This is a genomic window from Dietzia timorensis (genome assembly GCF_001659785.1).
GTDB lineage: Bacteria > Actinomycetota > Actinomycetes > Mycobacteriales > Mycobacteriaceae > Dietzia > Dietzia timorensis.
Window position 1 is genome coordinate 675,896 of sequence record NZ_CP015961.1, and the last position, 25,758, is coordinate 701,653.

The 25,758-nt window shown below is 66.5% G+C and carries 20 protein-coding genes; 12 read left to right on the forward strand and 8 right to left on the reverse strand.

Features of this window, described 5'->3' with window-relative positions:
* The first annotated feature begins 2 nt into the window (after positions 1–2).
* The 6 genes from BJL86_RS03125 to BJL86_RS03150 all read left to right on the forward strand — a co-directional run bounded on the left by BJL86_RS03125 (position 3) and on the right by BJL86_RS03150 (position 6,112).
* Complete coding sequence (locus BJL86_RS03125; protein ID WP_082908696.1) at positions 3–1,040, forward strand: MCE family protein; 1,038 nt, start codon at positions 3–5, stop codon at positions 1,038–1,040.
* Positions 1,031–2,149 carry an MCE family protein gene (locus BJL86_RS03130; RefSeq protein WP_082908695.1) on the forward strand — a complete coding sequence of 373 codons (1,119 nt, stop codon included), beginning with the start codon at positions 1,031–1,033 and terminating at the stop codon, positions 2,147–2,149. Before BJL86_RS03125 ends, BJL86_RS03130 begins: the two co-directional genes overlap by 10 nt.
* Entirely contained in the window at positions 2,149–3,252 is a 1,104-nt protein-coding gene (locus BJL86_RS03135) for an MCE family protein (RefSeq protein WP_067477485.1), read from the forward strand. Before BJL86_RS03130 ends, BJL86_RS03135 begins: the two co-directional genes overlap by 1 nt.
* Entirely contained in the window at positions 3,249–4,466 is a 1,218-nt protein-coding gene (locus BJL86_RS03140; protein ID WP_067477482.1) for an MCE family protein, read from the forward strand. The genes BJL86_RS03135 and BJL86_RS03140 overlap by 4 nt, the downstream gene beginning before the upstream one ends.
* A gap of 144 nt (positions 4,467–4,610) precedes the next feature.
* Entirely contained in the window at positions 4,611–5,156 is a 546-nt protein-coding gene (locus BJL86_RS03145; RefSeq protein ID WP_067477479.1) for a hypothetical protein, read from the forward strand.
* Between the two features lie 32 nt (positions 5,157–5,188).
* Entirely contained in the window at positions 5,189–6,112 is a 924-nt protein-coding gene (locus tag BJL86_RS03150) for an oxygenase MpaB family protein (RefSeq protein ID WP_197487647.1), read from the forward strand.
* Between the two features lie 24 nt (positions 6,113–6,136).
* On the opposite strand, the gene BJL86_RS03155 is transcribed toward BJL86_RS03150, so the two are convergent.
* On the reverse strand, positions 6,137–6,817 hold the full coding sequence (locus BJL86_RS03155) for a GntR family transcriptional regulator (RefSeq protein WP_067477476.1): 681 nt from the start codon (positions 6,815–6,817) through the stop codon (positions 6,137–6,139).
* 157 nt (positions 6,818–6,974) lie between these two features.
* Between BJL86_RS03155 and lysS the strand changes: the two genes are divergently transcribed.
* Positions 6,975–8,609 (forward strand): lysine--tRNA ligase, encoded by a 1,635-nt coding sequence (gene lysS, locus BJL86_RS03160; RefSeq protein WP_082908693.1) that lies wholly within the window; start codon positions 6,975–6,977, stop codon positions 8,607–8,609.
* 3 nt (positions 8,610–8,612) lie between these two features.
* Here the strand turns inward: lysS and BJL86_RS03165 are convergent, their stop codons facing one another.
* The 4 genes from BJL86_RS03165 to BJL86_RS03180 all read right to left on the reverse strand — a co-directional run bounded on the left by BJL86_RS03165 (position 8,613) and on the right by BJL86_RS03180 (position 14,683).
* Complete coding sequence (locus BJL86_RS03165; RefSeq protein ID WP_156515431.1) at positions 8,613–10,049, reverse strand: DUF5129 domain-containing protein; 1,437 nt, start codon at positions 10,047–10,049, stop codon at positions 8,613–8,615.
* Positions 10,050–10,109: 60 nt separating this feature from the next.
* Positions 10,110–10,943 carry a FadR/GntR family transcriptional regulator gene (locus BJL86_RS03170; protein ID WP_075844816.1) on the reverse strand — a complete coding sequence of 278 codons (834 nt, stop codon included), beginning with the start codon at positions 10,941–10,943 and terminating at the stop codon, positions 10,110–10,112.
* A gap of 81 nt (positions 10,944–11,024) precedes the next feature.
* Positions 11,025–13,688 (reverse strand): ATP-dependent helicase HrpB, encoded by a 2,664-nt coding sequence (gene hrpB, locus BJL86_RS03175; RefSeq protein ID WP_198034341.1) that lies wholly within the window; start codon positions 13,686–13,688, stop codon positions 11,025–11,027.
* Between the two features lie 2 nt (positions 13,689–13,690).
* Positions 13,691–14,683 (reverse strand): DUF5995 family protein, encoded by a 993-nt coding sequence (locus tag BJL86_RS03180; RefSeq protein ID WP_156515366.1) that lies wholly within the window; start codon positions 14,681–14,683, stop codon positions 13,691–13,693.
* Between the two features lie 256 nt (positions 14,684–14,939).
* Between BJL86_RS03180 and BJL86_RS03185 the strand changes: the two genes are divergently transcribed.
* The 3 genes from BJL86_RS03185 (at position 14,940) to BJL86_RS03195 (ending at position 20,175) form a co-directional block, all read left to right on the forward strand.
* Complete coding sequence (locus tag BJL86_RS03185) at positions 14,940–16,133, forward strand: hypothetical protein (protein WP_067476026.1); 1,194 nt, start codon at positions 14,940–14,942, stop codon at positions 16,131–16,133.
* 416 nt (positions 16,134–16,549) lie between these two features.
* Positions 16,550–19,198 (forward strand): ATP-dependent Clp protease ATP-binding subunit, encoded by a 2,649-nt coding sequence (locus BJL86_RS03190; RefSeq protein ID WP_067476029.1) that lies wholly within the window; start codon positions 16,550–16,552, stop codon positions 19,196–19,198.
* A 185-nt stretch (positions 19,199–19,383) separates the two neighbouring features.
* A complete protein-coding gene (locus BJL86_RS03195) occupies positions 19,384–20,175 on the forward strand; it encodes a TSUP family transporter (protein WP_414836073.1) in 792 nt (263 codons plus the stop codon).
* A 20-nt stretch (positions 20,176–20,195) separates the two neighbouring features.
* On the opposite strand, the gene BJL86_RS03200 is transcribed toward BJL86_RS03195, so the two are convergent.
* The 3 genes from BJL86_RS03200 to BJL86_RS03210 all read right to left on the reverse strand — a co-directional run bounded on the left by BJL86_RS03200 (position 20,196) and on the right by BJL86_RS03210 (position 22,939).
* The gene (locus tag BJL86_RS03200) at positions 20,196–20,945 is read right to left on the reverse strand and encodes a TIGR03943 family putative permease subunit (protein WP_075844818.1); all 750 of its coding nucleotides are present in this window, start codon (positions 20,943–20,945) and stop codon (positions 20,196–20,198) included.
* Complete coding sequence (locus BJL86_RS03205; RefSeq protein ID WP_197487612.1) at positions 20,939–21,895, reverse strand: permease; 957 nt, start codon at positions 21,893–21,895, stop codon at positions 20,939–20,941. The genes BJL86_RS03200 and BJL86_RS03205 overlap by 7 nt, the downstream gene beginning before the upstream one ends.
* A gap of 111 nt (positions 21,896–22,006) precedes the next feature.
* Positions 22,007–22,939 (reverse strand): HhH-GPD family protein, encoded by a 933-nt coding sequence (locus BJL86_RS03210; RefSeq protein WP_067476038.1) that lies wholly within the window; start codon positions 22,937–22,939, stop codon positions 22,007–22,009.
* 115 nt (positions 22,940–23,054) lie between these two features.
* On the opposite strand from BJL86_RS03210, the gene BJL86_RS03215 reads away from it, so the two are divergent.
* Positions 23,055–24,965: a DUF2252 family protein gene (locus tag BJL86_RS03215; protein ID WP_082908597.1), complete on the forward strand. Its 1,911-nt coding sequence runs from the start codon at positions 23,055–23,057 to the stop codon at positions 24,963–24,965.
* Positions 24,966–25,051: 86 nt separating this feature from the next.
* A complete protein-coding gene (locus BJL86_RS03220) occupies positions 25,052–25,699 on the forward strand; it encodes a carbonic anhydrase (protein WP_067476041.1) in 648 nt (215 codons plus the stop codon).
* The last annotated feature ends 59 nt before the right edge of the window (positions 25,700–25,758 follow it).

The window sequence follows — 25,758 nt, forward strand, 5'->3', positions numbered from 1 at the left end:
ACATGATTCGAGTACTCGCGGACAGTTTCTCCGACGTCGTTCGAGACCCACGTCGAAACAAGCGTGGCAATCCGATCGTGCTGGGCGCGATCTCCATCGTCCTGATGGGAGTTCTCTTCGTGGTGAGCATCGGCGTGCCGGAACTGTATTACCAGCTGCGAACGGCCGAGTACCACGCCGCTTTCGATAACGCCGCCGGTCTGAAAGAGGGGGACCGGGTGCTTGTCGCAGGGGTTCCGAGCGGACGAGTTGCCGACCTCTCGATCGAGTCAGGTCACGCGGTGGTCACCTTCCGGCTCGATGAGCACCAGGAGCTGGGTGCGGGCACGAGCGCGCACATCGGTATCTCGTCCCTTCTCGGGAACAGGTTTCTCGAGGTCACTCCCGCTGGAACCGCAAACCTGGGCGACGAGCGACTGATCGAGATCAGTCGCACCTCCTCGCCGTACTCGTTGGACGACATCGACACCCAAGTCGAAGACCTCGCCGACAATCTCGACACCGATTCACTCGCTACCTTGATCAACGATCTGGACCGAGTCCTGCCGCAAGACACGGAGGGCGCGGGAAGCAACCTCGGTGACATCTCCGCGGCGCTACGGATGCTGCGGCAGGAAGGAGACAACTTCGACCAGTTGGTGACGGCGACAAGGCAGGCCACGGGCGTCCTGGCGGCCCAGGAGCAGGGCGTGACCACGTTAAAGGACCGGACTCTCGTCATCCTCCAGGTGCTTGCCGACCGGCGGGACCGGCTCATCGCGCTGATCGAAAATACGGAAGCGCTGGCAACGCAGCTGAATTCGCTACTCGACGAGGAGCGACCGGAAATCGACGCACTGACCACCAACCTCACATCGATCACGGAGACGTACAAGCGAAATAAGGAGACGCTCGACTCCACGCTGACACGCTTGGCGCCTGCGGTGAGAGGAGTCACCAACGCCACGGGCAACGGACCGTGGACCGAGGTGGCGGCGCCCTCAGGGCCGATTCCCGACGCACTTCTCTGCACGATCGGGGTGATGACCGGATGTCGTTAACACGCACAACCGCGAAAACCGCCCGCCGGGTGGCACTCGGCCTCTTGGCTGTCGGAGTGCTGATCCTCGCGCTGATGACGGCGTATCGAATCACCGAAGGGCCTCCGCGGCTCGAGATCACGGCCGAGTTTGCGTCGACGAGCGGCGTCTTCGAAGGATCCCAGGTCCGGATGGTCGGCGTGACTGTGGGGCGCGTCGAAAACGTCGAGCCCGCCGGAGACATCGTGCGGGTGGTGATGTCCTTCGATCCCGACGTCGCGCTCCCGAGGGACGCGATGGCGCTGGTGATGACGCCCGCCGCGGTATCCGACCGATTCGTCGAGATCTCGCCGGCCTACGAGGGCGGGCAGGCGCTCGAATCGGGGGACGTCATCCCCGTGGAGCGCACACGCGCGCCGCTCGAGTTCGAGAACTTCGCGAGAAATCTCAACACGATCAGCGAATCGCTGGCCCCTAGCTCAGACGAGGCCGCTTCCGCGCTGTCCAAGGGGGCCGAATCCGTTGAAGGCATGGGGCCGGAACTCAACCAGGCCATTCGCGACCTCAATTCCGTCACTCGCGTCACCGGAGACCGGTCCGGTGACATGCAGCAGATCGCAGAAGATCTCACGGTGATGCTGCGAGCCGTGGGAGGGCAGGACGAGTCGCTGTCCGAACTCATCGACGCGCTGGACGGGGCCAGCGAAACCATCACGGCCGGACAGACCGACTACGGGGTGGCTACCAGGGAACTCGCGCAGTTACTCCGCGACATCGACAGGTTCGTCGAGGACAACGGGTTGGACCTCACCGAAAGCACGTCCGCCACCCTCGTCACCACCGAGATGCTGGCAAACCACGAGGACGATCTTGCCGAAATCATGGACCTCTATCCATTGATGATGAGCAACTTCCCACGCGGAATCGGCGAAGACGGACGGGCCCGGATCCGGTTGAACATTTCCACTGATCTCGCATCCTTCGCCAAGGGTGAGGAATTCTGTTCGCACCAGCCGCTACCCATCTGCGCCGGCGCAGGAATTTCGAACCCGGTATCGCTTCCGCTATCGAGAACCGATCCGCTGAGCTTCATCGGACAGCTCGACGAGGCGATGAGGAGTGGGTCGTAGTGACCGTATTCGGAACACCCACAGCGAAAGACAGGCGACCGAGAGACGTCGCAGACCAGGGCCGCGGATGGGCGCGCCCGTTCATCGCGATTGCCGGGGTGGCAGTTCTCCTCGTCACGATCGTCGTCGCCATGCACAGCCCGTGGCTGTCGCTTCAAAAACTGCCGCTCGGTGTGCCCGCCGGTTCGGGCGCTATCGACGTACGCATGTATTTCGAACGCGCGGATCGGGTCAATACCGGCACAGAAGTACGGTACGGCGAACTGATCATCGGCCGGGTCGCCTTGGTCGAGACGAATGGCGAAGAAGCAATCGTCACCACGACCCTCGATTCCGAACTGGCGGATATTCCCGGTGAGCCTTTCGCCGAGATCCGACAACCGACGGCGCTGGGCTCTCCATTCGTGGCGATCGAACCCCCACAGGATCCCGGAACTCAGGTTCTCAGCGACGGAGACTCGATCCCGCGGTTTCGCACCGCCATGGGCCCCGACCTCGAGTCGAGTCTGGCGACCGTGGGGATGCTTCTCAATGGTTCCGGGATCGAGCAATTCAAGACAGTGATGACCGAGCTGTCGACGGCACTCGCAGGAAAGGGGCAGGCGCTCGACCGCGTCTCCGATCGAGGCGACCGCATGCTCGAGCTCTACGAGCTACATCGCCAGGACATCAATGACACGATGGACACCCTGGGGCGCATCACCGAGGCCCTCCACAATCGGCGTGACCTCCTCAATAGGGGTATGGCAGTTTCTGCGGACGTGGTCACCGAAGTCGCCGAGAATCGCGACCAGCTCGACGACCTCATGGGCACGACGGTCACCCTGTCGGGACAACTTCGCATCTTCGTCGACTCGACGAGCGCGAACTACACGCCACTGCTCGACCACTCTCGAGCCCTCCTCGAAGACATGCAGTCGTTGGAGGGAGAGGCCGGTCCGATCCTGGTGAAACTCACGGAGTTCGTCGACCTTTTCAACGACGCGTCCCCCGGCGACTATCTGGCCTTCGATGGCGCGCTCGATGTTCCGGGCTCCCTCGATTCGCTCTACTCCGGCGGCATGGCGCGCGGCGCGGAGCGCGGGGGTGGGGGAGAACCGTGAATCGACACATCCTCGTGCAAATCGCGATCTTCGCCGTCATCTCCGTGGTCGCGCTGGCCTACGGGTACCGCTACATCTCCAGCGACCTGGCGACGTACTCGAATTACGAACTTCACGCCGAACTCTCCGATGCCTCGGGCCTGGCCACCGGGATGCGGGTCAATTACCGCGGCAGAGACGTCGGCGTGGTTTCCGATACGACAATCCGGGACCGAAAGATCGCGGTCGTGGTGCGCATCGACGGGGATGTTCGAATCCCTGTCGGGTCGAGTGCCCAGGTCACCTCGAGCACCGTCCTCGGCGACAAGTACCTGGACGTCCGGCCCACCACGGCGCAGGGCCCCATGCTGGATGACGGCGGAGTCCTCGATACCCCGGACGAACTCGCTCCCGTGCCCCTCGAAGAACTCTTCGCCGACGTCTACACCTCGCTCTCCACCGTCGACACCGAGGCGCTCGAGTCGCTTGTCGGCGAAGTCTCCACGACCTTGGAGGGAACCGGACCCGAACTCGCCGGCATCATCGAGAACACCTCGACGCTCGCGAGAGCAGTGAACGAAAGTGCCCCGACTCTCAGCGGGCTCGTCGACGTCGGAGTGCCGGTCGCCCGCGACCTGGCTTCCAGGTCGGGGAAGGCAAGGCGCACAGTTACCGCGATGCGCGATGTGTCCGAACAATTTCGGAGAGAGGAACCCTCGTTGGTCTACCTTCTCGATGACAGCCCTGGTGCGATGGCCCGGATACAGAGGCTGCTCGACGACAACAGGAAGACCGGCGGTGCGCTTCTCGCGAACGGTGTCGTCGTCACCGACGTTCTCGCCTCCAGGAGGGAAGCACTTAGGGAGAGCTTCGTCGTCGGCCCGGAGGGTTTCCGCGCGCTGAGCGGAATCGTCAAAGACGGCCGAGCCGATTTCCAGCTTGTCGCCACTCAGGGCCCGGTTTGTGTGTATCCGACCGAAAGACGTGAGGTCAACGACTCCAGTGAGCGCGAAGCACACCTCGATCTCTATTGCCCCATGGCCGAAAACCTGGGGATACGGGGAGCCGAGGCCGCTCCGCGGCCGGACGATCGCGGTCGCGCGAACTCCGTCCGGCCGGGGGACGTCACCGGACCGGAGTATGTGGAGGATCCGCTCTTCGTCCCCCTCGGCGAGGAAGTCGTCGAATCCTGGGAAAAGATGCTGCGCGATCCAGGGGCGTCCGCGGGAGGATGAGCAGCCCAGAATTTGTGATCCATCTTACTTTTTGATTGTTCATGGTCTAAACTAAATAATCAGATATATGTGATTTGTTGATGGCATGCGATGTGTGCCGCTTCGACGGGTCCACGTTTCCGGCGGAATCGAGGTGCTCCATTGGTGAAGCGAGAAGGTGCGGACTCTGCCCGCGGAGACGGCGAGGACGAAAAGGATTCGTCTCGCGGCGCGGAGAGGCGCGGAATCTCCCGACTTGCCCTTCCCGCGGCACTTGTCTTGGCGCTCGTGGCCGCGTGCGGATTCGGCTTGCTCTGGTGGCGGGAGCGGAGCGACCAACAGCTCCGAACGTCTGCCGAGGATGCTGCCACTCGAATGGTCACCGACCTCGCCACGTACAGCCACGAGGATTTTGAAGCGAACATCGCACGCGTCAAATCCTCTGCAACACCGGAATTCTCCGACAACTACACCGAGGTGGCCGAGTCCCTTCGCGAACTCGTCGTCAACGGAAAGGGCGAATCGACGGCCGAGATCGCACATGCCGCTGTCGAGTCGATAAGCGACGAGGAGGCGGTGGTGCTCGTATTTCTGGACCAGCACATCCTCAACGTCGCCGTTCCCGATGGCCGACAGGACGTGAGCCGGATGGTCGTCACGCTCCAGCGCCACGACGGCGAATGGAAACTCCAGGACGCGCAGACGGTCTAAGCGCGCTCCATTCAGGAAAGGAAAAGACTGACATGGTCAATGTCCATGCTGAGCAGAGAAGATCCTCCGACTATTTCCGTTTCGATAAGGCGCAGGTCACGCACCGGCCACCTGCTTCCGCGGGGCCCAGGCCCGGCGAGTCCGGCCGAGCAGAAATGCCCAGCATCGCCGATGCGACCGACACCATAGGTGCGTTGGCGGGAGCTGCAAACGTCATCTTGCAGCTGTCCTGGCCCGCAATCGGCTGGGGAGTCCGGGAAAGCACTCAAGACGGGAACATCTACTATCACCCCATGCGTCGTGCGCGCACCACCTTTCAGTACCTTGCCGTGGCGACGACGGGCAGTGATGAGGACAAAAGAAAATATCGCCGTGAGGTGACACGGATCCATTCACGCGTACGCTCCGGGGCGGGCAGTCCCGTTGAGTACGACGCGCTCGATCCAGGGCTGCAGTTGTGGGTCGCCGCGTGCCTCTATATCGGTTACGAAGACGCCTTCGAATGGCTCTACGGGAAGATGACCGACGATGAGCGGGAGCACTTTTACCAGTCGGCCCACGTCCTGGGAACCACTCTGCAAGTGTCCCGCGAGCAGTGGCCCGAAAGTCGCGACGCGTTCGACGACTACTGGTACGAAGGGGCAAAGCAGATTCGATTCGATCCACAGGTGCGCGAACACCTTTTGGGCATCGCAGCGCTGAGGATGTTGCCGCAACCGGCGACGATGCTCTTCGGCAAGGTGTTCAGCTGGATCACCTTCGGATTCTTGCACGCAGAATTTCGAGATGCTCTCGACGTCCCTTGGACGCCGAAAGACCAGCGCAGGTTCAACGCCACGCTCAAGGCTCTCGCTGCGCTGAATCGCACGCTGCCGCTGCCGATCCGCCAAATCGCCAATCGGGTGTTGCTTGTCGACCTGCGCCTGCGTGTGAAGCTCGGCAAGTCTCTGATGTAGACGTTCCGACGTCGCCGTCTCGGATTAGCTCTCGTCCCACACCCCGGCCGACTCGAGGTGCTCGATGAGCCGCGCGCACGCGTCGGTGAACTGCGCCTCGAACGAGCGCAGCCCCTTCTCCGCGTCATTCTCGGTCGCCGCAGCGGCGAGATCCCGGTTGAGTGCCGTCTGTTCGGCGCACCATTCCGGATCTGCCGCGTAGACGTGAACGGGAATGTATCGGGACACCGTGGCGAGGATCCGCACCAGCTTGTCCGAGTTGGCGGCGAGGTTGACCGTCCGGTAGATCCGATGCTGCGCCTGCACGACGGACGCGGTCGTGCCCGAAGAGGCAGCCTCAGCGAAATCTTCGACGAGCCGGTTCAGTTCCGCCCTGTCCGTGTCGTCGAAATTCTCGAACGCCCGGGAGATGAGGCGCCGCGCGAGTGTCAGCTGGATCCAGAAAATGTCCTCGATGTCCTGCCTGCTCAGCGGAGACACCGAATAGCCGCGCCGCGGCACGAGATCGACCAGACCCTCGCCCTTGAGGGTCAATAACGCCTCCCGCACCGGGGTCACGCTGACGCCGAGAGTGGTGGCTGTTTCGTCGAGGCGGATGAAGGTGCCCGGCCGAAGGTCGCCGGCCATGATCTGGTTGCCCACGAGATCGGCGATCTCCTCGGATAGCTGCGGTCGCCGGGCCATCCGGGCCGTGGTCGTTGTCATGGCTACTCCTTGGCACTGTGCACGTGACGAATAACCTATCAAATATACGATAAATCGTCGGAAATGGACACTTGGCCATGCGTGGAGCCGGCAGTTCGGCCCGCCGTCCTTCGCCGGGAATCGTGCCCGCGCGGGTTGGGCATTACCCTGGTATGTCGTGAACGATCAACGCGACGCCCAGCCCAAGAATTCGTCCGCCTCCGCCGTCACTCCTCACGGTAATGAGGCCGATGACGCGCCCGAACAGCTCCGCATTCGCCGCGAGAAGCGGGCGAAGATTCTGGACGGCGGCGCCCAGGCGTACCCGGTGTCGGTCCCGCGCACGACCCCGCTGCGCGACATCATCACCGATCCGCGCTACGCGGAATTGGCCGACGGCGAAGAAACCGAAGACGTTGTGTCCGTCGCCGGTCGCGTGCTGTTCTTTCGCAATACCGGCAAGCTCGCCTTCGTGCGTCTCCAGGATGGCGTCGACACGCAGGGACCGCTGGATGACGACGCCGTGGCGCCGCAACTCCAGGCGATGCTGTCTCTCGCGAACGTCGGACAGGAGGCGCTCGACGCGTGGAAGTCCGATGTGGACCTCGGCGATTTCGTGTCCGTGACGGGACGGGTCGTGCGTTCCAAGCGCGGGGAACTGTCGGTCATGGCCGATTCGTGGGAGCTCGCCTCGAAGACGCTGCGACCGCTGCCGGTCGCGCACAAGGAGCTCAGCGAGGACACGCGTGTGCGCCAGCGCTACAACGATCTCGTCATGCGTCCGTCCGCGCGCCGCAACGCGCTCGTGCGCATCCGAGTGATCCGCGCGCTGCGCCACGCGCTCGAACGGCGCGGATTCCTCGAGGTCGAGACACCGATGCTGCAGACGTTGCACGGCGGCGCGGCGGCGCGCCCGTTCGTCACGCACTCGAACGCCCTCGACATCGACCTGTACCTGCGCATCGCGCCCGAGCTGTACCTCAAGCGCTGCGTGGTCGGCGGGCTCGAGCGGGTCTTCGAGATCAACCGCAACTTCCGCAACGAGGGCGTGGACTCCTCGCACTCGCCCGAGTTCGCGATGCTCGAGTGGTACATGGCCTACGGCGACTACGACACCTCGGCGACGATGATCCGCGAGATCATCCAGGAGATCGCGATGGAGGTCTTCGGCTCTACGCAGGTAGAGCTCGCCGATGGTTCGACGTACGACTTCGGTGGCGAGTGGAAGTCGATGCAGATGTATCCCTCGCTCAACGAGGCGCTGCGCGCGAAGCACCCTGAGCTCGCGGGGGAGGGCGGAGAGCCCGCCGTCACCGTCGATTCTTCTGTAGAGGAGCTCGAAAAGCTTGCCGCCGCCGTCGGGCTCGACGTGCCGCAGGGCAAGGGCTGGCTGCACGGCAAATTGGTCGAGGAGCTGTGGGAGCACCTGTGCGGCGACCAGCTCGACGGGCCGGTCTTCGTGCGCGATTTCCCCGTGGAGACGGCGCCGCTCACCCGCGACCACCGCAGCGAGCGCGGGGTCACCGAGAAGTGGGACCTCTACGTGCGCGGCTTCGAGCTGGCGACGGCATACTCGGAGCTCGTCGACCCGGTCGTGCAGCGCCAGCGATTCGAGGACCAGGCACGCCTGGCCGCCGCGGGCGACGACGAGGCGATGGTGCTCGACGAGGACTTTCTCGCCGCCATCGAGCAGGGAATGCCGCCGACTACGGGCCTCGGGCTCGGCATCGACCGTCTGCTCATGGCGTTCACCGGGCTCGGCATCCGCGAGACCATGCTTTTCCCGATGGTCAAGCCGAACCCGCGCGACTGATCGCTAGAAGCTCGAAGATCCGCCACCACCGGAGAAGCCGCTGCTGAAGCTGGTGTTGGTGCCCGAGCTCGACGCGGACTGCGCCGCCTGCACGTCGGCGTGGTGCCAGGAACTCATGTAGACGAACGGCACCCACCCGGCGTAACCGTGGCCGACCCTGTAGTCGCGGTCGTAGATGCGCGGGGCGTGGCGGCCCTCGGCGTCCTCGTCGAGCTCCGGCATCTCGGAGTTCTTGACGAGCTCGAGAAGGTGGCCGTAGGAGCGCAGCAGGTCGGCATAGCGGTCCATGAAGTCGTCCGCCGCGAGCTCGTCGCGAAGCTCGAGCGCCTCGGATTCGAGCGCGCCGAGCCGAGCGGTGAGGTTCTCGTCCTTCGTCTCCGTCTGGGCGGAGACGATGTCCTCGGAGAGCTGGGTGAGCTCCTCGCGGCGCGCAGCGGAGTCGCCGTGCTCCATCGAAAAGATGCGCTCGATGTTCTTCTCGGCGTTTTCGATGTGCTCCACCGATTCGGCGGCTCCTGCGAGCTCCTCGTGATGCGCGCGGAACTCGGCATCGGTCGATTTCGCGGTGAGTCCGGAATTGCCGACGACGTCCCCGAGCGCGAGGAACTCGTCGCGCACCTCCTCCCACTGCCGGCGCAGCTCCGCGTCCGCGATAGGGGAGGTGAGCGAGTTCGCGCGGATATCGATGTGGTCGAGCCGCTGGGCGACCGAGCCGAATTCGCGGGACACGTAGTCGTAGTGCTCCTTCGCCTCGGCGGTCTTCTTGCGGCGCGAGTAGACGTATGCCCAGCCGCCGCCACCGAGCACGACGGCGCCGATTCCTCCGCCGATCGCAGCAATGGTGGCACCCGAGGGGCCGTTGTCCTCGGTCACGAGGCTCGGGTCTGCGGCGGTGCGCACCGCGTCGAGGAAGGACACGGTGAAGTTCGGGGCGTCCCCGTCGGAGCCGAGCCCGGGCTTCATGTCTTCCAGAGTCCTGTCGTGATGCGGCCCCTTGAAGAGGTCGAGCGCGGCACACACGTCATCGCCGCAGTAGACGCCGTTCTCCCGCGCGCCCATGGACACCGCGACGATGAGCTGACCGTTCGCCCAGGAATCGCCCTTGTCGGTGCCATCGGGGACGAGCTCGGGGCGATTCTCGGCGGACCAGTTCAGGAGATGGTCGTTGAGGTTGCCGTCGATATCGTCGAAGACGATGTAGCTGACCTCGGAGACCTGCTCTGGCAGGTCGATCTTCGGTGTCTCGTCGCGCAGGGTCTGCTCTGCGCTGTCGGAGACGAGTTCGTCCGGGTCGGAGATCTCCACATTCGCGGTGGAGGTATCCGGCGCTTCTGCAGTGTCGGCAGGCGCCTGCGCCAGCGCAGGTCCTGCGGTAAGCAGCGCGAGCGCCAGGCCGGCGGCCATCGTCGATGGGGTCCTGAGAGTGGTCTGGTGAGGCACGGGAGCTCCTTCGGCGCGGCGTTCCTTGCCGCCCCATGCTAACCGTGCCCGCCCCGGCACCTAGACCATAGTGCCCGTACCCTCGGCCGGTGCGGGGCTGAGAAGCACCTTCGGATTCGTGCGGCAGATCGCCCCGACGATGGCCTCGGGGTCGCGGTCTCTGATGCCCGCGACGAGGGAATCTTGGGTCGCGGTGAACGAGTCGAACCACACGGCCCGGGTGATCTCGGTCGACCCGGGTTGCTGCAGCTTCGTCCGCAGGTAGGAGGTCGCCACGTCCATCGTGGACAGGTATAGCGCCTCCAGCAGCGCGTTGGTCGAAATGCCCGCGATCTTCGCATGCAGATTCCACGCGGCCCACACGTATTCGATGACATCTCCGCGCTCGTGCTCCCGGTGCAGGAGCGCGAGTTGGAGCTCCAGTTCGCGCTGGTGCGCGTCCGTGATCGACGCGAGCACCTCGGCTGCGAGGAGCGGTGCGAGAGCGCCCCGGATGGACATCGCGTTGTCCAGCGCGTCAGCGTTGCCGCTCGCCGCGCGGAACCAGGAAATCATCCGCGCCAGCGGTGGTGGCTCGAGCGCGAACAGTCCGCCGCCGGGGCCCGGACGCGAGGAGATGACGCCCCGCTCGAGTGCCAACTTGATCGCCTCGTTGAACGTTCCCACGGACACCGCGCACGTCTCGCGCAGCGCGTCCTTCGAACCGATGCGTTCGCCCGGACGGGCCTTCGCTGCGATCGCCCCGATGAGGTCGGCGGCCTTCTCCGCGCGCGAGGCATGGTGCGCGAGGGAACCGGGCAACGGTTTGCTGCGCACCCACCCGCGCGGCATGAAGGCGGGCGACGGCAGTTCGCCACCCCGCGGGGCCTCGGCCGCATCGACGTCGTTGATCATCAGAATTCCTGACGGAGTACCGGTAACTTAAGCATTGTTTGAAAATGTAGCTTAGTTCGCCGTCATACCTGGTGAAAAGGGTTAAGAGTTTTTGGCCGACCTGCGATTGGTCTGCGCGGTAGCCGTGGCCTCCCAAGGGTTTTCGGGCCACGGATGCTTCGGATAGCGCCCGCGCATCTCCGCGTGCACCCCCGGATAGGCGTTGTCCCAGAAGAACGTCAGATCGGTGCTGACGGCGAGCGGCCGCCCCGCCGGGGACAACAATTCCGCGGTGACCGGGATCCGGCCACCGGCGACCGTGGGCGATTCGGCAAGGCCGAAGAACTCCTGCAGCTTCGCCGAAACGGCGGGCCGCTCGTCGGAGCCGGGCTCCGGATAGCGCACGCGATGGCTGTTGCCCGAGGGGAGCGAGAGCCGCTCGGGGACGAGCTCGTCGATGCGGCCCGCCTCCGGCCACGGGACGAGCCCGCGAAGCGCGGACGCGGCATCGATTCGCGCGGGCGCGGTACCTGCGGCGAGATCGTCGACGAATTGCGCGAGCCCCTCCTCGGCCTGCGCGGCGAGTCCGGCGGCGCTCATGTCCGGCCACGGATCGCCGAAAGCCTCCCGCGCACACGCGAGGCGCCGGCGCAGCGAGGCGGCCGAGGAGTCGCGGCCGACTACAGTGTCGAACCAATCGATGACGCCGGAGTTCCCATCCTGCGCGCCGATCCACTCCGCAATGGCCCTACGCGCGGGGCCCGGCGTCGGCCGGGTAGGGGTCGAGGAGAGCTCGATCTCGCCGAGCCTGCGCACGAGACGGGCCTGCAGACGCTCGCCGTTGAAGATCGTGGACTCGTCCTCTCGGAGCAGCGCGTGGCCGGCGGCGAGCGCATCGGCCTCGGACAGCGGAGCGGCGAGGCGGGCGAGCACCCGTTCGCCGACGCGGCCCGCCTCGGCGACGACGATCCATTCGGAATTCTCGATCCCCGAACCCGGGGCGAGCAGGACCTGCGTGCCGGAGGCGAGCTTGAAGACCGCCGAGCGGCCGGAATCGCCCGCTGGGGAGACACGTCGCGCGATGCGTTCGCCGAACGCGAGAGCGGTGACGAACCCCGTCAACCGCGCGTCCCCTTTCGGCGGGAGTGCGGGGACCGGGTGCGTATGGGCGCCGGCCCCGGCCGTCGCGGCCGCGTAATCTCCGGACAGTGAACGCGCCAGCTTCGCGAGCCGCTCGGCTTCGCGACGCCAGCGCTCCGCGCCCGGGTGGCGACCCGCGCGCAACTCGTCGATCACCGCGGGGAGCGATGCGTCCTGGCGCCGTGGCGGATCGCCGAGGGCGGCGGTCACCTCGGCGGCCGTGTCTACTGCTGCCGGGGTCAAGGCCACCGCCGCGAGCAGGGCGCGGGCAATTCTCGGGTCCGCGGGGACGCGCGCGAGGAGCCGGCCGAGCGGGGTGGCACCTCCGGCGTCATCCACCGCTCCGATCGGGAACAGCGCGGATTCAGCCCGCCCGATAGCGGCGCGCGGCGGAGGGTCGAGCAGCGGCAGTCCCTCGCCGCGCGGCGTTCCCCAGCACGCGAGATCGAGCGCCGCGGGGGTGAGGTCCGCCGCGGCGATCTCCGGCGTGCGGTGGGTGCGCAACCTGCTCCAATCGGCCTCGGCGATCGCGCGGATGGCGACTCCGTCGGCGGTGCGCGCGGCACGGCCGGCGCGCTGGATCGCCGAGTCCTGCGAACACGACACCGTCACCAGGCCCGACACGCCGCGCGCCGCGTCGAGCCGAGGCTCCCGGGACAGGCACGAATCGACGACGATCCGCACGCCCGGCACCGTGAGCGAGGACTCCGCGACCGACGACGCGACGATCGCGCGACGGCGCCCACCCGGTTCGGCAGGCCTCAGAACCCGGTCCTGCTCTCGGGCAGGCAGCGAACCGTGCAGCTGCAGCACTTCTACATCCGCGCAGCGGCTTCGAAGGACGGCCTCGAGGTGGCCCGCGGCGCGCTCGATCTCGCGCACGCCCGGAAGGAACACCAGAGCGTCCCCGGGGTGCTCGGCGAGCGCCTCGGCGGTGGTCTGGGCGATGTGGCGGCAATAGTCGTCGGTGACCCCGCGCCCGTCCTGCCGCGGCCCCGGCGCCGGCGCGTACAGGGTGCGCAGCTCGTGCGGCGTGGCCGGCGAATTGAGCACCTGTGCGGGCGGGCCGTCGCCGCCGAGCAGCGCGGCGAACCGGGGCGCGTCGACTGTCGCACTCATCGCGACGAGCGCGAGCTCCGGTCGCAGCTCGCGGAGTTCGGCCGCCATCGCCAGCACGAGATCGGTATCGAGCGCGCGTTCGTGCACCTCATCGCATATGACGCCGGACGTCCCCTCCAGCGCCGGGTCCGCGATCAGCCTGCGCAGTAAAACCCCCGGCGTGCAGAATTCCACCACGGCGCCGGCGGACATCCGCCGCTCGCCGCGCACGGTAAACCCGGCGAGCTCGCCGACCCGAGTTCCCGTGAGCTCGGCCAGGCGATGTGCGGCGGCGCGCGCCGCGATCCGGCGGGGCTGGGTGACGACGATACGTCCGCCGTCATCGGCGAAGAGCTGTGCCATCACCGGAGGGACGAGAGTCGTCTTGCCGCTACCGGGCGGCGCGGCGACGACGGCGACCTGCTCGCGGGTGAGCGCCGTTCGAAGTGGATCGATGAGCGCCGAGGCCGGCAAACCCGCGCCGATGGCGTCGACCGCGGAGTCGTCGAAGGGGAGGGGCCGAGCCACGGCTATAGAAGTTTCCCCGCCGTCAACGCCTCGAGCGCGCCGTCGGCGAGGAGCCAGGTGTTGCGTACGGAAGCGTGAGCCGGTTCCGCGGTGGCGGGATCGGCAAGCGCGAGGCCGTGCGCGAAGGACACTGTCGAATAGCCTTGGTCACCCGCGCGAAGGAGGAGGCGATGGCCGTCCCCGGGGGCGATCCCGGTGCTTCCGGTGGCCTGGGCGGTGACGGCGTCCGCCGCATCGCCGAGAAAGTACAGGCGCCACAGTGGCGCGAGATCGGCGTCGAATTCCGCCTGGGTGCCAGCGACAATGGCATCGCCCTGGTCGGCAATCGCCCCGACGATCTCGAGGTACTGGCCGTATTCGGCGGGAGTCGTTCCCGAGGAGGCAACCGCGCGGGCGAGGTCGACGGTGAGGTGCGCGTTGTATCCGGCCATCGCCGCGTAACCACCGGGGACCGCGCAGTCCGAGGCGAGCTCGAAATAGTGCTGCCAGTGCTCCGGCACCGCGCCGCCGGTGACGTGCGCGTGCACGGCCGCGAGATACCCCTCGAGCAGATCGGTGCTCAGGTGGGTGGCCCACGGAAGATTACCGATAGTCCCGGAGGCGCCCGGACCGGCGGCCGAGGATGAGCGGTAGAGGGGGAGGACGGCCTGCGACTCGACGAGGTCCAGGCCGATGCCGAAGATCGCTCGCCGATCGTTTCTCGAGAGGAAGATCTCGGTGATCTCCGCAGCTGCCCGCGCGCGCTCCTCGAGGAACGGCAGTGAATATTCGTCCGGAGCGGTCGGTGCGGACAGCTCGGCTATGCGAGAGAGGTCGGCCGGAGAAAGCGCGTCCCCGCATGCGGCGGTAGGCACCGTTCCCGCCGTGATTGCGGCCGCCGGAGGCAGAACCGATTGCGCACTCGCCAGCGGAGTTCCCACTCCGCAGCACAGCACCGCCGCCGTCATCGTCGCCGAGGTGCGGAGCCGGAGCGTGCGGGTTCTGGAGGGAATCACCTCTTGACTATAGGACGAAAACCCCGGCGACAGCGGCACGCGCGCGGCACACTGGGAAACGGGCACGCGAGCTCCAGTATGCGTTACGGCAAGCCAATTTCCGGCGCTCGGCCTGCGGGTTTGGAGAGCCCGGAAATTCTTTTCGAGCGCGTGGGAACCTTTTGCCCACCCCGTGCCTCACATAACCGAGCGGCCAGGAAGTGGCCAGCACGACACAACACAACGCGAGCAGCGCCCCACCACACAGGAGAACATCATGTCCGGAACCAACGACGCCAACGCCAACGCCAACCAGAACGCAGGCGACATCAACGACCAGGTCAACACCCTTCTCGGCGAAGACAACGCGCAGGTCGTCGGTGTGGGAAGTCAGAGCGCTTCGGGTACGCCGGACACCTACGAGGTGGACCTCAACGGGGACGGGATCCCGGAGGCCACGGCCCGGGACATCGACGGCGATGGGAAGGTCGACCTCGCGGCGGTTGACACGGACGGCGACAAGATCACCAACGACTACGTGCACGACACCAACAACGACGGTGCGGCGGACAAGGTGACCTCCGACATCAACAACGACGGTTACGCCGAGACGACGGTCACCGACAGCGACCATGACGGCAACCCGGACAAGGTCGAGGTCGACACCGACGGCACCGGCGAAGCCGACGTCACGGCCTATGACTTCGATGGCGATGGCAAGGTCGACACGATCGCCTACGACACCGATGGCGATGGCAGCGCCGACGTCCGCCAGTACGACTTCGACGGCGACGGCGTCGTCGACTCCGAGGACGACATGTCCAACGTCACCGACTCGCAGGCCGGCGTCGGCGATGCCCTCTTCGCCTCGGGCGACGGCTCCAGCCCGGAGGCCGGGGCCGCACCGGCACCGGAAGCCGCTCCGGCTCCCGAGGCCGCACCGGCACCGGAAGCCGCTCCGGCCCCCGAGGCGGCTCCTGCCCCGGCTCCGGCCCCTGAGCGCGATCCGGCCGAGGATGTCTCGGCTCCCGCGGGCGACGAAGCGATCACCGGTACGGGCGGCGAGGACCTCGGCGTCCTTCGCGAGACCGAGAACGGCGGCCTCGATATGAGCGGGCTCAATAATGTCGACCCGTACTCCTCCACCGAGGTCGATCTCAACGCCGACGGATACGGCGACGCCATCCTCACCGACACCGACGGAGACAGCCGGGTCGACGAGATCGAGATCGACAGCGATGGTGACGGCGTCACTGACACGATCGCGAGCGACACCAACGCCGACGGGCTCATGGATGAGCTCCAGGTCGATACCGACGGCGACGCCTTCGCAGACGTGATCCAGGTCGACACGAACTTCGACGGCGCGCCGGACGCGCAGTACGAGGACTACAACCGTGACGGCGTATTCACCGAGGACGAGGCCACGGACGTCTCCGAGATCGGTGGCGACGACGGAATGAGTGTCTAACCACCACGCTTCGGCGCCCCGGTGGGGCGCGGGCGCCACTGCGCATCCGAACCGGGTCCGCCCACGATGTCGACATCGTGGGCGGACCCGGTTCTTTGCGTGGGCCTGAGAAACGGCGCGAATTCCGCCGGTTCGGGCGGCGTTCGCTATCGGCGTACGGCGACCGGCCGATCTCGGCAATATTCCGCGCTACCTGTGCGTTGACTTCAATCGACGGGCCAAATGCCGCGGGCGTAGGTATCGATTGCTCCCGGCAGGTTTCCGTACTGGCGGGCTTAGATTCGCCAGGCCCATTACAGTGGCGAATGGACAGGTGGACCTGCGAACGCCGATCATCGCGATGGTCGTCCGTTGGTCCGGATTAGTTAGTTAAGCAAGGCAGCGAACAAAACCGAAAGAAACGCGAGGGAACAACGATGTTCGAACGGTTCACCGACCGTGCGCGACGGGTCGTGGTGTTGGCCCAGGAGGAAGCACGCCTCCTCAAGCACAATTACATCGGCACCGAGCACATTCTGCTCGGCTTGATCCACGAGGGCGAAGGCGTCGCCGCAAAGGCGTTGGAATCGCTCGGGATCTCGCTAGAGGCGGTGCGCACCCAGGTCGAGGAGATCATCGGCCAGGGGCAGCAGTCGCCCAGCGGGCACATCCCCTTTACCCCGCGCGCCAAGAAGGTCCTCGAGCTCAGCCTCCGCGAGGCGTTGCAGCTCGGACACAATTACATCGGCACCGAGCACATACTGCTCGGTCTCATCCGCGAGGGTGAGGGCGTCGCCGCGCAGGTTCTCGTCAAGCTTGGCGCGGACCTGACCCGGGTGCGTCAGCAGGTTATCCAGCTGGTCAACGGCCACTCCGGGAAGGAGGAGGCCGCTGCGGGTGCAGCTGCAGGTCAGGGTGCCGGGCGCGATCCGGGCACCCCGTCGACCTCGACGGTCCTCGATCAGTTCGGACGTAACCTGACGCAGGCGGCGATGGAGGGCAAGCTCGACCCGGTCGTGGGGCGCGGCAAGGAAGTCGAGCGCATCATGCAGGTGCTCAGCCGCCGCACCAAGAACAACCCGGTGCTCATCGGCGAGCCGGGCGTCGGTAAGTCGGCGGTCGTCGAGGGGCTCGCGCAGTCCATCGTCAACGGGGACGTCCCGGAGACGCTCAAGGACAAGCAGCTGTACTCGCTGGACCTCGGCTCACTGGTCGCGGGTTCGCGTTACCGCGGCGATTTCGAGGAGCGCCTGAAGAAGGTGCTCAAGGAGATCAACCAGCGCGGCGACATCATCTTGTTCATCGACGAGATCCACACGCTGGTCGGCGCCGGCGCCGCAGAGGGCGCGATCGACGCGGCGAGCATCCTCAAGCCGAAGCTCGCCCGCGGCGAGCTGCAGACGATTGGCGCGACGACGCTCGACGAGTACCGCAAGCACATCGAGAAGGACGCCGCTCTCGAGCGCCGCTTCCAGCCGGTGCAGGTGCCCGAGCCGTCGGTCGAGCTGTCGGTGGAGATCCTCAAGGGACTTCGCGATCGCTACGAGGCGCACCACCGGGTGACGATCACCGACGGCGCGATTGCCGCGGCGGCGCAGCTCGCAGATCGCTACATCAACGATCGCTTCCTGCCGGACAAGGCGATCGACCTCATCGACGAGGCCGGTGCCCGCATGCGCATCAAGCGGATGACGGCTCCGCCGGACCTGCGCGAGATCGACGAGAAGATCGCCGATGCGCGCCGCGAGAAGGAATCGGCGATCGACGCCCAGGACTTCGAGAAGGCCGCCGGACTGCGAGACACCGAGCGCAAGCTCATCGCCGAGCGCGGCGACAAGGAGAAGCAGTGGCGCGCCGGCGACATGGATGTCGCCGCCGTGGTCGACGAGGAGCAGATCGCCGAGGTCCTCGGGAACTGGACCGGAATCCCCGTATTCAAGCTCACCGAGGAAGAGTCCACGCGCCTGCTGCGCATGGAGGATGAGCTGCACAAGCGGATCATCGGGCAGGACGACGCCATCAGGGCCGTGTCCCGCGCCATCCGCCGCACCCGTGCCGGCCTCAAGGACCCGAAGCGCCCCTCGGGCTCGTTCATCTTCGCCGGTCCGTCCGGTGTCGGTAAGACCGAGTTGTCGAAGGCTCTCGCACAGTTCCTCTTCGGCGAGGACGATGCGCTGATCCAGATCGACATGGGCGAGTACCACGACCGCTTCACCGCGTCGCGGCTGTTCGGTGCCCCTCCGGGCTACGTCGGCTACGAAGAGGGCGGCCAGCTCACCGAGAAGGTGCGCCGCAAGCCGTTCTCCGTGGTCCTGTTCGACGAGATCGAGAAGGCGCACTCGGAGATCTACAACACCCTGTTGCAGGTCCTCGAGGACGGCCGACTCACCGACGGTCAGGGGCGCCTCGTCGACTTCAAGAACACGGTGCTCATCTTCACCTCGAACCTGGGTACCGCGGACATCTCGAAGGCCGTGGGCCTCGGCTTCCAGACGTCGAACAACAATGACGACGCCTACGAGCGGATGAAGCTCAAGGTCAACGACGAGCTGAAGAAGCACTTCCGCCCGGAGTTCCTCAACCGTATCGACGACATCGTCGTGTTCCACCAGCTCACGCAGGACGAGATCGTTCAGATGGTCGATCTCATGGTCCAGCGCGTGCGCAAGGCACTGTTCGCCAAGGACATGGACATCGAGGTCTCGGACAAGGCCAAGCGTCTGCTCGCGCAGCGCGGCTTCGACCCGGTCCTCGGCGCGCGCCCGCTGCGTCGCACGATCCAGCGCGAGATCGAGGACCAACTCTCCGAGAAGCTGCTCTTCGGTGAGGTCGGCGCAGGCGAACTCGTCGAGGTCGACGTCGAGGGCTGGGACGAGGACTCCGACCCGAAGAAGACCGAGGACGCGAAGTTCACCTTCACCGGTAAGCCGCGCCCCGAGAGCTCCATCGAGGCACAGCGCAAGGACGCCGAGGACAAGACCCCCGAGGACATGAAGGTCCCCGGCCCCGGCGACTCGCGCCTGCCCGCGGCTCCCTCGGGCCCCGCGCCCGACGGCCCGAACGCCGGAGGCGCGCAGCTCGCCTAGCGGCGCACGCAAGGCCCGCCGTCATACGGAAAACACTTCCTATGACGGCGGGCTTTCGCCATTTCGGGGCGACGTAGGGCGAGGGGCCACGCAGAGTAGTGTGAAGTCGCCCGGCACATGCCCAGTGCAATCGCCATTCGCCGCCGCGCTGCATGCGCGGACAATCTCATTCCGGAAGGACCCCTGTGACGGATTTTGCGACGCTGCTCGGCGACAATCCCGGACTGGCGGTCGCGCTTATCGCCGCAGCAGGTTTCGCCGGATGGATCGACGCGGTTGTCGGCGGAGGCGGGCTCGTACTCATCCCGGTGCTGCTCATCGCATTCCCGAACGCCGTGCCCGCGACAGCCCTCGGCACCAACAAGGCCGTCGCCGTGTGGGGCACGCTGAGCGCGTCGATCACCTACCTGCGCCGCACGAAGGTGCCCCTGGGTTTCCTCGCCGCAGCCGTCCCCATCGCGCTGGTGTTCTCCGGTGCCGGCGCCGCAGCAGCGGCGGCGATCTCCACCGACTGGATGCGCCCGATGGTGCTCGTGCTGCTCCTCGCCGTCGGCCTGTGGGTCGCGCTGCGCCCCGGTTTCGGCTCCGGCGAGGCCACACCGCTACGCCGCGCCGGAGTGGCCGGCGGGCTGTGCGCGGCCGGCGTGATCTCGTTCTACGACGGCATCTTCGGGCCCGGAACCGGCACCTTTCTCATCATGGCGTTCACGGCGCTCGTCACCGGCGACTTCCTCCGCTCCGCGGCGATGTCGAAGGTCGTCAACCTCTCCACCAACATCGGTGCGCTCATCGTGTTCGGCTTCGGCGGGCACATCGTGTGGCTGCTCGCGCTGGTGCTGGCGATCGCCAACGTCATCGGTGCTCAGGTCGGCGCCCGCATGGCCATCAACCGCGGCAGCGGATTCGTGCGGGTCGTGCTGCTCGTCGTGGTGGTGGCGATGGTCGGCAAGCTGGCATACGACATGATCGCCGGTTGAGGATTCTCGGGAATTCTCGGTCAGCGCGGTGTCTCGTAGGGGCTGTCGGGCGGGTCGATCGGCAGGACGTCGCGTACCGCGACCGTCGGGGAGCCATCGGACGGATCGGCGTTGTCTCGTGGACTCTCTGACACCACCGCCCGCACCCACTCCCCGGGGGCGATCCCGTCGAGGAGATGCGCACTCTCCGCGGATACGCCTGCCGAAATCGTCTTCGCATCCGCCGCGCAGCAGGTGATGATCACCCTGCCGATTCGCGGTCGCCCGCCGTCATCCAGCACTTGTCCCGTGAGGGTGAGCTCGCGGCCGTCGAGCGAATGGTCCTCAGGGCGTTCGGCGCGCACCCACAACTCCTGGATGGAGATCTCGGGCGCGTTGCCGGGCGGGAGCGGTCCGCTGTACATGGCTCCGCTGCGTACCGTGTACTCATCGGACGCGTCCGCGCCGATCGGACCGGGAACGACGAAGAGCAACAGTGCGCCCGGTACGAGCAACAGCCAAGGCAGCCGCGCCGGGTCGTGAGAATGGACGTGGCTGTGTCTGTGGCCTTCGGAGTGGGAGTTCTCGCCTCCGCCGAGTGCCGCGTCTGCGGCGGCCAGTCCCATGATCAGCAAGCCGGCGATAAGGACCGGCCAGCGCATCGACGGGGCGAGATACAGGTGCACCGTTCCATTGAGGGCGATGACGACGAGTGCAGCGCCGAGGAAGAGCAGCACGCAATCGGCCGCACCCCGGCCGAGGCGCAGCGCCCTGCCACACGCGGCTACCACGGGTTCACCCCCATCGCAGCGAACACCAGAGAGCCAATGAGAAGGGCGGCGGCGACCGAGGCGGTGGCGACGAGCGGGAGGAATCGGAGCGAGAAATCCCGGCCGAACATTCCCGCGTACATGACCGCGAGTTTGAGGTCGATGACCGGGCCGACGGTGAGAAACACCAGTAGCGGCAATGGTCCCATCTCGGGCATCGCCGCCGCGACGAAGGCGTCGGCCTCGGAGCACAGCGACAGCACTACGGCGAGTGCGAACATCACCGTGACGGCGAGCAGCGGATTGTTGGACACGTGGTGTTCCCAGCCGCCGGGGACGACTGTTCGGGCGAATGCGACGAAGCCTGCGCCGAGGACGAGGAACGATCCGGAGAGCAGGAGGTCGCCGCGGGCCACGGCGACGAATCTCGCCCACCGCGAGCCGCCGTGTTCGTGATGGGGGAGGCGAGACCGTACGAGATCGTCCCGGCCGAACCGCAGCCAGAACAGCCCGACCCCGAGCGCGCACAATAAGCCGGCGCCGAAACGCGCGGCGACCATCTCGGGCCTGTCGGGGAACGCAACAAAAGTAGCGACGAGGACGACGGGGTTGATGGCAGGCGCCGCGAGAAGGAAGGTCAGTGCCGCGGCTTTCGGGACGCCCTGGTTCATGAGTCGGCCGGCCACGGGCACACTTCCGCATTCGCAGCCGGGGAGCGCGGCACCGCCGAGCCCTGCCGCGCACACCGCGGCAGAGGGACGATCGGGCACGAGCCTGCCGACGCGCTCAGGTGTGACGAAGACCGCGAGCAACCCGGATACGGCGACTCCGAGAACGAGGAACGGCAGCGCCTGCGCGACGACGGCAACGAAAATCGTCATCGCTTGCCCCCAGTCGGGGCTCGAGCGCAGTTGCGCGCCGAAAGTTCGCCCGAGCAGCGCGAAGGCGATGAGCGCAACGAGAACGGCCATGACCGAATTCGAGGCGCGTTCGCGCTGGGCTCTGCGAGGGTCGGGGGAGGAAGGATCCATGGTGTCCTCAACCCTAGCGCCTATTGGAAACGAATTTCGTTACCGATTGCTCTAGGCGGGGAGTGAATACTCGCCGTCCGACTCGACGAGCAGGCCGTCGGCGAGAAGAGAGCGCAGCGCCCGGTCGCGTTGGACATCGTCCGGCCACACCGCGTCGAGCCGCTCACGCGAGACCCAGAAGTGCTCGTGTTCGCCGAGGCCGGAGTCCGCATGCCCATCGCGGAGCACGTCCAGTAGCAGCCCGCGCACCTGACGGTCTGTGCCGGCGAACTTCTGTGGCGCGCGCCGCTTGCCCTCGTACGCTGGGTAGCCGGCCGCGCGCCATGCGCAGCGCTCGGCGAGCGGACACTCATCGCAGCGCGGTCCGCGCGCCGAACACACGAGCGCGCCGAGCTCCATGACCGCCGCGCAGAACCGCACGCCCCCGCGGTCCCCGGGCGGCATGAGCCGTTCCATGTCCTTCAGTTCCTTTTTCGACGGCGGAGGGGCCTGCGCCTCCCCGCGGTCCGCCCGAGCGATCACCCTGCGAATATTCGTGTCGACGACGGGTACCGCGCGGCCGAAGGCGAACGCTACGACCGCGCGCGAGGTGTAGTCGCCCACCCCGGGAAGTGCGAGCAGTTCTTCTACATCTGCAGGGACCTCGCCGCCGTGGCGGTCGACGATCGCCTGTGCGCACTCTTTCAACCGCAGCGCGCGGCGAGGATAACCCAGCTTTCCCCATGCGCGGAGAACCTCGGCGGACGATGCCTCGGCGAGCTCGGCAGGTCCGGGCCACTTCGCGATCCAGTCGTGCCATGCAGGGACGACTCGGTCGACCGGGGTCTGTTGACTCATGACCTCGCACAACAGGATCGACCACGGCGACGACCCCTCGGCGCGCCACGGGAGCGTGCGGCCGTGATCGTCGAACCAGGCGATGACCGCCTCGGTATCGAGCGCGGTGGTTGGGGTGCGGCTGGAAATGGATAACTCCGACGTCATTGTTGGGGGTTGGTGGTCCGCGCGGGCGCGAGCCCGCGTACCCAAGTATCGCGCGAGAGTGGAGTGGAGGCGAAAGGCGCGGGGGCGATTTGATGGTGATGCGATACTTGTGCACATGAGCCAACCGCAGGCAACGAGCCGTACGAATGACAACACGTCAGGCAACTCCGAGACGCCGAACTCGACAAAGTCGGCCACCGAGGGCGCGAAGAAGGCGCCGGCGAAGAAGACGAAGAAGCCGTCGCGCCGACAGAAGAGCGCCGCGGCCACGAAGCCCGCGGCGAGCGCGAAAACTACCTCGCGCACCGCGACGGCGACTCCGTCGGCGAAGAAGTCGGCAGAGAAGAAGCCGGCCGAGAAGAAGCCGGCCTCGACGAAGTCAGCCACGGCGAAGCCCGCAAAGAAGGCTGCGACCGCGAGCGCTCCCGTCGAGAAGCCGGCGAAAAAGACTGCGCAGAAGAAGGCGGAGTCGAGTAAGAAGGTCGCGTCGAAGAAGGCCGCGCCGAAAAAGAAGGCAGAGTCGACGAAGACGAAGGACGCTTCCAAGAAGTCTGCGGCGAAAGAGAAGTCGAACGGCGCGGGGAGTAAGTCCGTCGCCGAGTTACTGGAATCGGTGGCCTCTCTTGGCTTGCCGACGCCGACACCTGCCACCGTCCCCGCACACCGGCGCCGCCGGGGCGAATTCGACACTTATTCGCGCGAGGTCGCGCGCGGCGACGTCGAGGTTCCACCGGAGATGCTCACCGGCCGCCACCGCCGGTTGCACGTGCGCGACACCGTGATCGAGGACCACCTGCTGCGCATGCAGCTCGTGCCCTCGGCGGTCAGCTCGAAGTTCGCAGACATCGCTCGCAGCCCGTTCCCGTTCTTTCGCGGCACGGCGATGCTGTACTACCGCGACCTCGCTGGCTCGGACGCCCATCTTCCGTTCGTCCCGACCGTTGGCGACGTGCACCCGGAGAACTTCGGCGTGCTGCCGGGTGCGGACGGCGAACCGCTGTTCAGCATCAACGACATGGACGAGGCGTGGATGGCGCCGTTCACGTGGGACCTCGGGCGCGGCGCCGTCGGCTTCGCGCTCGCGGCGATCGAGGGCGGCGCCTCACGCAAGAAGGCGATGAAGGTGGCGAAGCAGTTCGTCGCCGCCTACCTCGACGGCGTCGAAAAGTGCGTCGCCGATCCCGAGGAGGCGACGCGCCGCGTGTCCGGCGACGACGCGCCGAAGGTCTTCCGCCGCTACATGAAGAAGGCGGGGCGCAGCCGCGAATCGTTCCTGCGCAAGCGCATCGACTTCGACGAGCTCAACTTTCGCGAGACGAACCGCGTGCGCCGGCGCCCGGGTCTCACCCCGCTTATCGATGACGCCGTACGCCGCTATTCCCGAAGGGTCCGGCCCTCGTCCGCGAAGGACGAGCTGCCGAAGGACTTCTTCCGCATCCACGACGTCGCGATCCGCACCGGCTCCGGAACGGCGAGCCGCGGACTGTCCCGCTTCTGGGTCCTCGTCGAGGGCTGGGGTAAATCGGCCGAGGACAAGGTGATCCTCGAGCTGAAAATGTCGCGGCATTCCGTGCTCGACGGGCTCGCGCCGAAGCAGGGCTCGGCGAGCGCGAGCCACGACGAGTTCGACCCCGCCAAGCGCATCGCCGACGCGTTCGACGCGTTCATCATCGACGGCGATCCGCTGTACGGCTACACCGACATCGAGGGCGTGAGCTTCCTCGTGCGCGAGCGCAGCCCGCAGAAGGTCAACGTCGACGCCGGGGACTTCGACAGCTCCGAGCTGAAGAAGTACGCGAAGCTATGCGGGCGCATGCTCGCCCGCCAGCACGTGCGCGCGGACCGCTTCCTCAACGGAAAGAAGTCTGACGTCGCCGCCCGCATTCTCGGGGCCGGGCACACGAACATCTTCCTGTTCGACACCCTCGAGCTCGTCGCCGAGCAGGTCGACACTGTGCTCCGGGACCACGCGATGTTCGCCGCAGACCACGCGGCGGGAGCCTTCGCCGAAATCGCCGAGGAGTAATGCCGGTCCGCCAATGGGTGCAGCACCTTTCGTTTAACCGGGGGTGTTGAACTTCCGGCAAGGAGCTACGGAGCATACTGGAGACCATGGGAAACCAGACACCAGTGAGCGCGTGGCAATCGCTGCGCAACGGAAATCAGCGATTCGTCACTTCCGAGATGCGCAACCCGCAGCAGAACGTTGCGCGCCGTGAGGAGACCGTCTCGGGCCAGAACCCGAAGGCGGTCCTCTTCGGCTGCTCGGATTCCCGTGTGGCCGCCGAGATCATCTTCGACCAGGGGATCGGCGACCTGTTCGTCATCCGCACCGCGGGCGAGATCATCGATACGGCCGTGCTCGGCTCGATCGAATTCGCGATCACCGTCCTCAAGACGCCTTTGATCGTGATCCTCGGGCACGATTCGTGCGGCGCCGTCCGCGCTGCGCTGGATGCGCTCGACAAGGGCGAGGTGCCGACCGGTTTCCTCCGCGACGTTGTGGAGAAGGTCGCGCCCTCGATGCTCAACGGCCGCCGGGACGGAATCACGGATCCCGATGAGCTGGGCGCCGCTCACGCCATCGAGATCGGCGAGCTGCTGCGCAATCGCAGCCGGGTCGTGCACGACGCGATCGAGGAGGGGCGGCTCGCGGTCGTCGCGGTCACATACAAGCTCAGCGACGGCAAGGCGTACCTGCGCGGCGTCTTCGGCGATGTCGAGGACACCCCGCTCCCGCCGGTGGCGGAGGCCAAGTAGACCCGACAGGCTCGGCCGGTGAAGGAAATCCTCACCGATATCCGGTGTGGCACGGCCGA